Source organism: Pseudofrankia sp. DC12, from assembly GCF_000966285.1.
In the GTDB taxonomy this organism is placed as follows: domain Bacteria; phylum Actinomycetota; class Actinomycetes; order Frankiales; family Frankiaceae; genus Pseudofrankia.
Genome location: NZ_KQ031391.1, coordinates 2651182 through 2663753, shown reverse-complemented (window position 1 = coordinate 2663753; position 12572 = coordinate 2651182). Strand labels below are relative to the sequence as shown.

7 protein-coding genes are annotated in these 12572 nt (G+C 68.7%); 3 read left to right on the top strand and 4 right to left on the bottom strand.

Annotated features, from left to right (window positions below; all coding sequences use genetic code 11):
- Window positions 1-362 precede the first annotated feature (362 nt).
- Window positions 363-4214, top strand: a complete 3852-nt coding sequence (locus FRADC12_RS10620) for a WD40 domain-containing protein (protein ID WP_084010581.1) — start codon at window positions 363-365, stop codon at window positions 4212-4214.
- 68 nt (window positions 4215-4282) lie between these two features.
- Here FRADC12_RS10620 and FRADC12_RS10615 read toward each other — a convergent pair whose 3' ends face one another.
- The 3 genes from FRADC12_RS10615 to FRADC12_RS10610 form a co-directional block, all read right to left on the bottom strand.
- Window positions 4283-4492 (bottom strand): hypothetical protein, encoded by a 210-nt coding sequence (locus FRADC12_RS10615; protein ID WP_045876525.1) that lies wholly within the window; start codon window positions 4490-4492, stop codon window positions 4283-4285.
- 13 nt (window positions 4493-4505) lie between these two features.
- Window positions 4506-4628, bottom strand: a complete 123-nt coding sequence (locus FRADC12_RS33805) for a hypothetical protein (protein WP_255355185.1) — start codon at window positions 4626-4628, stop codon at window positions 4506-4508.
- Window positions 4629-5211: 583 nt separating this feature from the next.
- Window positions 5212-9342, bottom strand: coding sequence for an ATP-binding protein (locus FRADC12_RS10610; RefSeq protein WP_157488794.1), 4131 nt, complete (start codon window positions 9340-9342; stop codon window positions 5212-5214).
- Window positions 9343-9805: 463 nt separating this feature from the next.
- On the opposite strand from FRADC12_RS10610, the gene FRADC12_RS34840 reads away from it, so the two are divergent.
- Together FRADC12_RS34840 and FRADC12_RS31105 are read left to right on the top strand one after the other, a co-directional pair.
- Window positions 9806-10267 carry an MFS transporter gene (locus FRADC12_RS34840; protein WP_502685242.1) on the top strand — a complete coding sequence of 154 codons (462 nt, stop codon included), beginning with the start codon at window positions 9806-9808 and terminating at the stop codon, window positions 10265-10267.
- A gap of 18 nt (window positions 10268-10285) precedes the next feature.
- On the top strand, window positions 10286-10561 hold the full coding sequence (locus FRADC12_RS31105; protein WP_157488793.1) for a hypothetical protein: 276 nt from the start codon (window positions 10286-10288) through the stop codon (window positions 10559-10561).
- 145 nt (window positions 10562-10706) lie between these two features.
- Here FRADC12_RS31105 and FRADC12_RS10605 read toward each other — a convergent pair whose 3' ends face one another.
- A complete protein-coding gene (locus FRADC12_RS10605) occupies window positions 10707-12044 on the bottom strand; it encodes a hypothetical protein (protein WP_052710825.1) in 1338 nt (445 codons plus the stop codon).
- Window positions 12045-12572: the final 528 nt, after the last annotated feature.

The following is a 12572-nucleotide window of genomic DNA, read 5'->3' as shown; positions in this document are numbered from 1 at the left end:
TGCCCAGGTCAGAGGCTATTCACTCTCAGTGGTGGGCCTCGGGGGACTCGAACCTGGTGGGCCTGATTGACCACAATGCGAACCGCTACCCGATTCTGCCGGGCCCGGTGATCAGTGTCGCCGGTGCGTGCGCGGGATCGCGACCTGCGCAGACACGCCGCCAGCCGGCTGGCCGCTGATTCGCACCCTGTGAGGCGGTCCAGCATGGCCGCGAGACGCGGGGCGGCAGTGCGATTCCGCGGCGGGTAGCAGCGATCACGCCCTACCACCCATCAGACGATCACCGCGACGAACTCCCGGGGCTCGGCTCGACCGGCGAGACTACCGCCTGCGCGGACGCGCCACGGGCTGGCTGACGGCCGATGCGCGGATCCGGGTCGCTGCAAGACGAGAGGGTGATACCGCCAGATTCCTACCGGGTCGAGGTGATTCGATCCCGTTTCGGTAGATGGAATAATTGCGGAGTGGTCGACGGAGGCCGGGGCGACGGTTGGGACTTCTACGTGTCCTGTGCGCCAGAGGACCAAGATTGGGGCGCGTGGGCGGCGTGGGAGCTGGAGACAGCCGGTTACACGGTGCTGCTGCCGGCGTGGGATGCGACTCCGGGCACGAATTTGCCTCTTCTGATCAACCGGGCAGTCCAAGACGCGCGGCGCACCATCGCGTTTGTGACGGCCGCATATGAGCTGTGGACGCTCGGTGGGGTCGACTGGGCGGCGGCGTTCTTCGCCGACCCAGCCGGCGAAGAACGCCGGTTGCTGACGGTCCGTGTCGACGGTCATCGTCCGGCTGGTGTGCTCGGCCAGGTCGTCGCGGTAGACCTGGCCGATGTCGCCGGGCCGGCGGCCCGTGTGCGTCTGCTGTCGGCGGCTGGTCTGGCCCTGTCGGGGGGCCGCGCCAAGCCGCCTGTCGCGCCGCCCTACCCGGTTCGAGGGTCCACGTCTGCGGAGGAGTTCCCGGGCCGGCCTTGGCAACTGCCGCCTCCGTCGTCCGCGCCGATCGTGCCACGGCCCCAGTTGGAGGCCGCGCTACTCGCGGCGCTGCTGGAACCGGCGACGCCGCTGATCGGCGTTGAGGGGCCGCCCGGCTTCGGGAAGACCGCCCTGACTGCCGTGGTCTGTGACCGTGACGAGGTTCGGGCCGGGTTCCCGGGCGGGCTGCTGTGGGTCGCTGTAGGCCAGGACCGCCATGGTCCTTCCCTGACCGCGCTGCTCGACGACCTTGCTGTCACGCTGACCGGCGCTCCCACCGGTCTGACCGACCCTGTCCAGGCGGCGAGCCGGGTCGCCAAACTGCTGGCCGGGGGGCCGCCTGTGCTGCTCGTCGTCGACGACGCCTGGTCCGCCTCCCAGCTTGCCCCGTTCCGCGCTGTCGGGCGAGCCTGCCGGCTGCTCGTCACCACCCGGGTGGTCCGCGCCCTGCCTACCGGCACCCGGGTGGTGTCGGTCGAAGAGATGACCGATGACGAGGCCCGGGAGCTGCTCTGCGGGCAGGTCGGCGACCTGCCCGGCCCTCTGGCCCGCCGGCTGCTGGACGCATTGGGCCGCTGGCCGCTCCCCCTGAGCCTCGCCAACGGTACGCTTCGCGCCGATCTCAACGCTGGCGCCACACCCGCCCAGGCCGCCGAAGCGCTCGCCGACCAGCTGGCCGCCGAGGGGCCCGCCGTCCTCGACATCCGGGACGAGACGAGCCGCGACAGCAGCCTCCACGCCACCCTCGAGGTCAGCCTGAACGGCCTGACCGCGGCGGAACGGCTCCGATTCGGCGAACTCGCGATGTTCCCCGAAGACACGGCCATCCCCCTCGACGTCATCGCTCTGCTCTGGGCTGAGACCGGCGGGCTCAGCCCCGGTCGGTCCAAGAAGCTGGTGGACGAGCTCGACCACCGCCGGCTGGCACGTCGCCAGTGGACCTACGCCGGCCCGATGGTCGACCTGCACGACGTCGTGCGCACGCTTCTCCGCCACGACCTCGGCCCGACCGGCCTCCAGGAGGGTCACGCCGCGTTCGTCGCCGCAGCCCGTCGCCTGACCGCCGACACCGACGATCGGACCGACTGGTCGCACCTGCCCGACAACCTCGCCGGCGACTATCTGGCCGGCCGGCTCATCGACCACCTCGTCGGCGCGGGGCTGACCGAGGACGCAGCCGCGGTCGCCACCGACCTGCGGTGGGTCGCCGCGTCGCTTGTCCGCACCGGTTCCACGCTCACGGCCGAGATCGACCTCGCCATCGTCGCCACCGGCCAGGCCCGGGCCCTCGCCCGCTCCCTGGCTGGGATGACCCACCTGCTTTACCCGCCGCTACCCGCCAACGGGCTCGCCCCGACGCTGGCAGCCCACATCGCCTCGGTTCCCGAACTCGCGGCGAGCGCCGCCGCCTATACTCGGATGCTCACCGGCACGTTCTTCGAGGTCGTCTGGTCGACACTCACGACGGACACCGCGCTGCTGCGTGTCCTCGCCGGCCACACCGGCGCCGTGAACACGGTCGCGTTCTCCCCGGATGGCGCCCTGCTCGCGACCGGTGGCGACGACCGGACCGTGCGTCTTTGGGACGTGGACTTAGGCACCGAAGTCGCCGTGGTGAGCGGCTACCGCGACGGCGTCGGAAGCGTCGCGTTCTCGCCCGACGGGCGGCTGCTCGCGACTGGCAGCATCGACGTGCTCCTGTGGGATCTGAACGCCGACACCGAACCCGTTGTCCTCACCGGCCGCCACTTCGGGCGGATTACCTCCCTCGCGTTCTCCCCCGACGGCCAGCTTTTGGCCGCCGGAGGCGGCCACTTGGCAACACTCTGGAACGTCGCGACCGCCATCGCCCGAGTGAGCATCCATCCCTATCCCGACGACGTACGCACCGTGGCTTTCTCCCCGAACGGCGAGCAGCTCGCGACCGCAGGTCGGGACGGTTCCCTAAGACTATGGAGCAGTGACACCGGCGCCGAGCACGTTGCCCTCTACGGCATCTCCCGCGGAGGCGTACAGGTCATTGCATTTTCCCCAGACGGTCAAATCCTCGCCGTCGGTGGGAAGGACGAGACCATCTACCTCTGGGACACCACCTCAGACGCTGAAACTCCAGTGACGTTCCCCGTGTCTACCGAATGGCTAGATGCGGTGAACGCCCTCGCGTTCTCGCCCGACGGCCGGCTGCTCGCCACCGCCGGCGATGACCGCGCGCTGCGGATCTGGGACGCCACCAGCCGCGTCCAGCGAGCGACGCTCACCGGCCACACCGCGCCGGTCAACGCGGTCGCTTTCGCTCCGGACGGCCAGGCCGTCGCCACCGGCAGCGGCGACCACACCACCCGTCTGTGGAACCCGCACGCAGAGAACGCCCCCGGCCGCAGATTGTGGACGCTGGGCCTCGGTCACGCTTCCCACGGCTGGCTACTCGCGGCCTGCACAGATGAGCAGACAGGATGGATCTACAGGGCCGCCACAGGCGCCCAGGACGCCGTCCACGTCGGCGGCCTCGACTTCGGAAGCACAGCGGCTTTCTCCCCGGACGGCCGGCTGCTCGCGACCGTCGTCGGGAGATCCATCCGCCTCTCTGACACGTCGAGCGGCACCGTCCACACCAGGTTCGACCCAGCCCCACGCTCCCCGGACGGCGCAGCCAACTACCTCAAGCGCCTCGCGTTCTCCCCGGACGGCCGCCTGATCGTGAGTACCGAGACCGGTCCTGCCGTCCGGATCTGGAACACCGCGACCGGCGACCAGCACGTCACCTTCACCGGCTGGAACAGCGAGGTCGGTCTCCCCACGTTCTCGGCCGACGGCAGCCTCCTGGCTGCCAGCACCGGGCGAACCGCCGTGCTGTGGAACATCGCCACCGACTCCGAGCACGCCCGTCTCGACGGCCACCACACCTGGGTCCGAACGATCGCCGCCTCACCAGACAGCCGGCTAATCGCCACCGGCGACGACGTCGGCGAAATTCGACTGTGGAACCTCGCCGACGGGACCGAACACACCACCATCACCGGCCACCTCGGCAAGGTCACCGCCCTCGGGTTCACACCAGATGGCCAGTTCCTCGCCGCCGGCAGCCACGATGGAACCGTCCTGCTCTGGGACTTGCACGCCTCGACCGTGGCGACCTCCGTGCGGCTTACCGCACCGATCACCAACCTCGGGTGGCACCAGGACGAACTCTGCTGCGCCACCGACCAAGCCCTCGGCACCACACTCCTACGACTGCACTCTTGACCCGCCCCGCGCGGGCCGCCCAGGTGACGGATGCTCATACGGATGGGCTGCCGGCTCCAAAGCGCGCATCAGGGACCACGACCTCGCCTCAGCCCGGTCGGCGGGAAGTCAATGCCGAGATGCACGACGCGCACGTGGGTCCCGGCCTGCGCCAGGGCGGAGACCTGCGCGGCGAGCTCGGCCTCGATGGCCTGGCGGTCGAGTGCCGCCAGCGTCGACCACCGTAAGTCAGTTACGTCTGCCCAGCCGTCCAGGTCGGGCCAGGCGACTAGGTACAAGCCGTCCTTGGTGTCAGCGAGCCCAGATCCGGACCGCTTCGCCCGGTGCGTTGAGCGTGACCTCGTCGCCCTGCGTGCACGGCTGCCCGATGATCGGATTGAAGGCCGCGGCCAGGTACTCCTCGTCAGTGGGCATCGTCGACGCGGTTGCAGCCGGAACGCCGGCGGGGTCGCTCGGCGACGTGGTACCGCCTGCGGTAGCCGATGCCGCGGGGCCCGAGGGCGATGGCCCACCGGTCGAAGGCGGCGACGACTCAGTCACCGGAGGGCCGGGCGTGGCTGTGCTTGCGCCGGGCGGCTCACAGGCCGCCGCACTGAGCATGGCAATCACGACGACGGCAAGTAACGCTTTGCGGCGCATCATCCCCCTGTATGCGCGGGTGCAGCGCGCACCATATGCTCTGCTCCCGCTACATGGCAGTGGGACCGGTGCTTGTCCGGTCGCTGTCTTGCTGGAGAGCGGCGAGGCAATTACTCATCGGAGACTCTCGGGATGACGACCTCGCTTCAAACCCGTCGCATGGCAGGCTGGTCGGCGCCCCGGACGCGCCCGAGAACCGACCAGAGTCCAGCGCACGGAAAGACCGCCGCCGCGAGGGTCGCCGCCTGCACGCCACGCTGTTGCTCAAGGTCGCAGAGTTCCGCATCGGCCCGATGACCGACGCACTGATCGATATCGACTCCGAGATCGAGCGGACCACCGCAACGCCGACACCGCCTCACCTCTGTCGGTGGTAGTCAATACCGAGATGCACCACGCGCACTCGCGTCCCGTCCTGCGCCAGTGCGGATACCTGCGCGGCGAGTTCGGCCTCGACCGCATCGCGGTTGAGCGACGCCAGCGCCGACCGCCGGGAATCGGCTAGGTCTGTCCAGCCCTCCAGATCGGGCCAGGCGACTACGTACATGCCGTCGTCGGAGGCGGTGTCGCACATGTACCGCTCGACGAGCTGATCGCGTATGGCAGTGCGCAGCTCGCTGTTCCAGGCCCCTTTGACCTCGATGGGCAGCGATATGCGGCCTGTGTTGGCCCCGCCCCCAGGAGCGGCGTCAACGAGGAGATCCGTGCGCTCGCCGATGCCGCTGGGCCGGCTGCGCCGGATTTGCACCTCGCGATTGACGATCGCGCCGCTCTCGGTCAGGACGCGGTTGAGCTCGTTGGCGAGGTAGTCCGAGATCTCGTCCTCGGACTTCGGCCGGCCCGAGTGGGTGTCCCACAGGTAGTGCGACTCGGGCGTCGCACCGGTCAGCCGTGTCTGGATGTCGTCCATCGCGGCGGCGACCGCCGCGGCGAGGGCGGCGGCGTCGTTCACCAGGACTGTGCGGCGGTCGTCGGCCAGTTGGAGAAGCTGGGGCAGCGGCGTGGGTGTCCACTGGTTGCGCCGCAGCGCCGCTTCTGCGATCGACAGCGTCCTCGTGAGCCACCCTTCGGTTGGCAGCGCCGCGACGATCACGCGGATAGCCTCGGCGGCTTCCGGCGACCCTTCGTCTCGCAATTGGCCCAAGAGTCGATCGCGCCACTGCCCGATCTGCTCGCGAGGCCCGACCAGGTGGGCGTCGTCGAACTGCGGGTCGGACTCCGGTGGGAACCTCGCGCGCAGCCACAGGTAGATATCGGCCAGGACCGAGGGCGACACGTGATCGATCCGGTTGAAGCCACGAACCGTCAACGCGTGCCCGAGCACCTGCTCCGCGAGCGTTGGGGCAGCGTCGAGCGCGGCCTTCACCGCCGGCCAACTCTGTTCGAGGTCGTGGTCGATGAGCTGCCCCGCCGCCAGCCGATACCGGTCGGGGTCGGACGGATTCTCCAACCATTCCAGCAGCAACGGTCGCAGCAGGCTGAAGTCGTGCGTGGCGAGCGTGGTGACGAGTTCTTCGCGCGGTTCTGCCTCCGCGGACCGAGCCAGTGACAGATAGGTGGACGCGACATTGCCGTCCCACAGGTAGCTGGCTTCGTTGGAGGCGGACGGCCGCCTGCTTTTCGACACGGCGGCGTCCACCCAGGTCAGCAGCGCGGCGCGGGCCGCGTCATGCGCCGCAGGTCCGGCGAGCTCGAACATCCGCAGCTTGTCTTCCCAAGTCGGGCCGTTCACGGCCGCCGTGGACACGCTGGCGAGGACCGGGGCCCATTCGATCCACGCAGCCGGGGGCAGCTGGGCAAGGCGTTCGGGCGCGATCCGGAGCAGCATCAGCATCGCCCGGTACCCGGCCTCCGCCGGAAAGTAGGTGGTCTCGGGGTTATGGAGCCACTGCTCAGGCTCGCACAGGTGGGAGCGCAGATACCGATCGGCGGCTTCGACGAGGCGTTCACGCAACTCCTCGCTCAGAGTCGGCCACCGCGGCATGCCGACGACGTCCAGGTCGAACTCGACCCCAGGCCACTTGGAACCCGGCGCGACGGCCAGCAGCCGTGTGCTGTGCCAGAAGCCGACCGCCTCGCCCTCGTCGAACCGTGTCAGCAGCTCTTCGATCTGCTCGTTGACGTTGTCGGCATCGCCGCTCGCAGGCTTCGGCTCGTGAGGCTTCCTCCAGGATCGACGCATGTTGTCGGCCTCGGGCGAGTCGAGCGCGACCGGGTTCACCCAGGCATGGACGAGATCGACATGCAGGGGGTGTCCGACTGGCATGTCGAGCACCAGGTTTCGGTGTTCGGGGGCGCTGGCGTCGAACGTCCAGCCGAACAGCGAGCGCAGCGCTTCCCGCGTCTCGCTGTCGGCTTCCACGTACATCTCGGCGAGCCACGCGAGGTCCTCGGCACGTACGACGGCGAGCGAGTGCGAGCTGGGACCAGCAAGTCTATAGAGCACCCTGTTCGTCTGGTCGGTAGCGAGCACCGCGGTCGCGACGGCCCGTCGCAGCACAGGGTCTGCCAGCGGGTCGCCGCGTTCGTCAGGGCGAAGATCCTCGAACAGCAGGCCCTCGTATTGATCAACGCGGGCGAGGACGACGCGGGTGAACGCGTCGACGACAGCGGCGTCGGACGGACGCATTGCGGCCAGGGTCAGTACGCGGTTCGCAAGGGCACCCACATCGTGGTCGTCGCTTGGCGTGGTGAGGTCGCTGAGGAGCCACGTGAGGCCGGCGTCGATGTCAGTCGCGGTGATATTGGCGCGAAACCGATCGAGAAACACGGCGTAGGCGCCGTGATAGTTGCGCTGCTGGCGGGGAGTCAGCACGGAGAACACCTCCGCGTTGGATATGGCATGTGGCCAGGAGGCGAGCAGCGAGACGCCTTTCAGCTCGTCTTTCGGGTCGTCGCCCCGCGCGGCGGCGTCAGACGCGAGCGGGCGCAGCGCCGCGGTCCGGTGGGGGTCCGGAAGCCGCGCCAGTGCCCGGCCGGCGGCGACGCGGTCGTACGTTTCAACGGCGGTGTCTGTGGCGATCGCAGCTAGCTCACCGCTCAGCTCGACTGCGGCGCACTCGTCGGCGAGGTCAAGGGCCAAGCGGCGGCAGTCCGCGTCGGGGTCGCGCAGGTGCGGGCGAATCTGTTCGGCGACGTCGCCGTGTCGCAGCGCGTGGTATGAGCGCTCCCACGGCGCTGCGGTAAGCATGCTGGCGACCGAGAACAACCCGTCGATTACCGCGGCGCGCAGTGCGTCGCCCGGAAGTTCGACCTCACCCTGGAACGCCGCCGGGTCCGCCGCGGTAAGGAATGTGAATCGCTCCGGTGCGATCGCCACCGCCCAGGCCGCAGCAAGACGGGTCTGCGGCCAGCAGCGGCCGTCCGGGCCGAGGAAAAGCGGCCCGGCCTGGGTCGCCGATAGATCGTTGGCGACTACCCAATCCGCGGCGAGGAAGTCAGCGAACGTCGCATGTGCCCAGCCGAGGCGTTGTCCACCGCTGCTAGCAAACAGCCCCGTCCGCGCGGCTTCCCACAACGCGGACACGGAGACGTCAACCTTGCCCGCGTCGGTCGGTTCGACCGACCCGGCAAGACGCTCAACAGCGATGTCCTCGCCCGGCGCCTCAACCTCCGGACCGGTCCACATAGCAGACGCACCGCCGAACACCGTCGCCGCGGCGACACGTCGAGCGATCGCGACGCGCTGATCGAGCGATATCACACCCCCGAGCCGTGCGTCGCGGCGGACGGGGTTCTGCTCCTCACAGAGAGCGCGGATTCCCGCTTCGTACAACGCGGCGCCCCGCCCAGGCAGCGCCCCCGACTGGCCGAAAGCGCGGGCGAGAAATCGCAAAGTCAGGGGCCGGGCGGCGAGCGGCCCGGCGCCGGCCTGCGCGACCTCGTGGAGGAACGGCGACGGATCGCACCAGGCTGCCGCGATCGCCGCTACATCTGCCCGGCGAAGCGGCAGGATCTCGACCACCGTAACCGCGCCGAACAGCTGCTCCAACCGGCCCTCCAGTCCCGGTGGCCAGTCCGAAGTTCGGCAGGCGATGCGCAGGAACAGCCGCTCGTACGGGAGCCGACGGACACAGTCGGCGACGATCGCACCTACATTGGGGACTCGGGCTTGAGCCTCGTCAAGGGAGTCGAGCACGAGACACAGCTCGTCGGACCCGGCCGACCACGCGGCGATCGACGAGTTGTCGAACACCTCGCGCACCAGTCGGTCCTCCGAGCCATATGCCCCGAGGTCAAAGGACAGGAGCGACACTCCAGCGGTAACCAGTTGCGCTGTTTCCGCGACCGCGGTCGACTTTCCCGTGCCAGGTTCTCCCAGCAACGCCACGCACCGCTGCTCGCGCACGTCATCGGTGCGCAGCGCCTCCGGGTTCGCCACGCGCGTACCGAGCCAGGTCTCGTCAGGATCGCGCAGGAAGCCTTGATCGTCGAGCGTGTACGCGCCGCCGCGAAGGCACCAGAATCGCGGCACGCTGGCAGTCGACACGGAACTTTCTGTAGACAAGCAGCTCAACTCCGCCAATCGCCGATCCCGTCAGCGTACGGCGGGAACTCAGCCGACTCGGCGAACGCTGGCCGCCGACGCCCGTTCCAGCCGCTCCGACCAGACAAGAGGGAAGATCAATACCACTCGCCGGTCAGCGGGACGCGAACGTTCCAGGGGCGAACCGCGATCAACGTTCTACCTGCGCTTTGGGGCCTGCGACCCACACCGACCCAGCCATACAGGTGTAGTTGAACCGCTACAGAAGGGACATAAATCCAGCTTGCGGGTTCGCCAATGATCAGGGGTGAACCTGAGTGACCACAATGCGAACCGCTACCCCATCATGCATGGTCCAACGATTAGCATCCCCGATGCTACCGACAGGGCCGCTACCTGCGGAAACATGCCGTCGGCGGGCTGACACCGGACTGCGTGTCCGCCGGGGTCGCCCGTCCCGCGCGGGTTGCGGACGCCGCTGCGCCCGGCGCAGATCTCCGAGATCGCGCCCAAACGGCTGCTGGGCTACCGCTTGGGCATCGAGCGGTCGGTCGACTCGCTCGGCGCGGCGGTGGGCGCCCTACTCGCGTTCGGACTGCTGTCGGTGGTCGGTGTCCGCCCCACTTTCCTGATCATGGCGCTGCCGGGGCTCGCCGCCGTGGCGCTCGCCCTGCGCCGCCCGGCCTCCGCGGGTAACGGCGAGGCGTCGCGGTCCGCCCGCTCGCCGAGAGGGTCCAGGAGCTGCGCACCGGACCACTGCGCCGCCTGCTGGTCGGGGTGTCGGTGTACGAGCTGTCGAACATCGGGTCGGTCCTGGGCGACCTGGGATGTAACGCAGGATGGAAAGCTCGGCCCGTCCAACGGTCTTGCACAGCCAGCTCGACTCGACGCGCTTCGACTGTGGAAAAAGGGTGTCATCGACGACTAGTTCATCCGTAGCTTCGACGTGGCATGGAAGGACGGCTGGGCCGAGGCACGGGCATGGCTCCACATCAAAGAGGATCTTTACCTGTATCGCCGCGCGAAGGTCCGCACGTTCCGATTTGACTGCGGCCTCGGCCCAACAGAACTCGCCGAGGACGTGGCCGTCGCCGACATTGGCATCGATCTGCGCCGATACCTCCTAGGCGAGGCGGTGCTGAAACGTCGGCGGCAGCTGGCGGACATGCTCGACAAAGTTAGGGCGCGAGCGGCAGATCGAGTATTCCTTCACGCTCGATGAGGTCGATTTCGGCGTCGGCTGATGTGCGATACACACCGGTGAACGCCGTGCTCGCGACGATGCTCAACACGTCTATGCTGCGGAGGCGCAAGAGTCGGGATAATAAGCAGTCACAGCTGGGTGGCTTAGTTTCTTTGCGAGGTGGTCAAGGGACGGGCCGAGCCCGTGGGCCGGCCCACTCGGTGGCGAAGTCGGGTGGCAACGGCTGTGCGGGGGTAGCCGGGTCGATGAGCGCGGCCATGACCTCCTGGTGGTCGCCGCAGGCAAGGCTCGTGGCGTGGCAGGCCGGGCATCGTCCGTGGACTTGGCAGCCCGTGCCGACGATCACGCTGTAGACGTGGGTGAACGCCCCGTCGGGGACGTCAGCCTTGACGCAGTACCAGCGGCCGGTCCGTTCGTGGTCGGGAAGCGCGGCAGCGACAGCTGGTCGCATGGGCCGGTAGAGCTGGCCGTCGACGTGGCGGACGGCGAAAAGTCGTTCTACCGCGTCGTAGGTGTCTGGCTCGGGCCGATGCTGGCGATACCAGGCTGCGGCTTCATCGACCGGGCCAGGTCCCCACAGCAGGTCAATAGGGTGGGCAGTCGTCTCGTAGCGGGAGTCGAAACTGTGCAGGTCCGCGAACGATCCCTGCCGTTGAGGCGCGAACGGCGACCGCAAGATCAGGCAGCGACGGTCGCGGTCGCTCGGGTGAAGCTCGCCGGCCAGCAGGTCGGCGCGGTACACCTGCCTGCCGGCGCCATTCCAGGCCAGAACGGTCACATCGCGTTGCACGGGAGCGGGGTAAAGCCGCCCTCCGGGGGTGGGGACACCCCACAGCTGGTTGATGATCTCGGCGAGGTCGGCGACCATCCCGGCAGCGCTCACCGGCGTGTCCCGGTGATGGCCGTTTGGGTGAGCGGCGAGGTTGCGGAGTTCGGTGAGGGCGTTCTCGATCGTCCGGTTGCGCTGTCCGCGCAGGAGCCCGAGTTGCCAGGCCCACTCGCGCAGGCCGTGCAGCATCCCGTTGAACGGAATGCTGACCGCGTCGGTGACGGCCAGCTGCCAGCTGGACTTCCTCCCGTCCGGCATGGTGCGGCGGTCGCGCCTCTTTCGGTCGGCCGCCGCCTTCACGTCGTCGAAGGTGGCGACAACGACGTCCTCGCGGAGGTCGGCGGGGTCGTCGACGAAGGTGATGGTGCCGGCATGGTGCTCCAGGAAACGATCCCGCAGCGCCTGCTCGAACGAGACGAGTGCGTGGTCGCGGACAAGTGTGAAGACCGTGTAGTTGAACAGGCCGAGCGGGAAGACCTCACGAAGATCGTCAAAGCTTCGCCGCGTGCCCTCGGCGACCCGCGGTGCGAGTTCGGATCCGGCGACAAGGCCCTGAAGGTACGCCGCGGCGTCCTCCGGGCGCAGGCCGCCGCTCGTGCTGAATCCCAGCGGCGTGAAACGCAACGTGACGTCGTCGGCCTTCCGCAGGTCATCAAGCGTCCTGACTAACATCGCGCCACCTCCGCCGGAGAAGCCAACCGGCCAGGCTACATCCCTGCGACTCCTAGAACACGCTCCGTCGCGATGCCGCCGCAGCCAGTCGTTCAGACGACAAGGGCTTCTGCTAGGCCGCCGCAGCGTTGGAGGCACCCGTCAGGCAGTCCACCGCCTGCGCCGCCGAGCTGTCGGCCGGCCACATGAGAACGCGGCACTCGCCGCAAGGTCACGCAGCAAGAGATCGACCCCTCGCCCGAGCAAGGTCATGGCGCCAGTCCGCGACGAGCCGACATAGAGGGTCATCTGTCCTCCGGCCAGGGGCGGCGGCCTGGTATGCATATTTCGTCGGAAGTGACGGCGAACAAACGGATCTGGTGATAGCCAGCTGCTATGGATGACCGTCAGTGGCTTCTCCGGCTTGTATCGCTCGTTGTCTGGGCGGCCGAACCCGGCGCGAACAGGTGCGGCCTCCGCTTTGCCAATGCCGAGGACGAGGCAGTGGGACGCGCCTGCTGCGGCGTGGGCACCCAGTCTCGGGAGAGG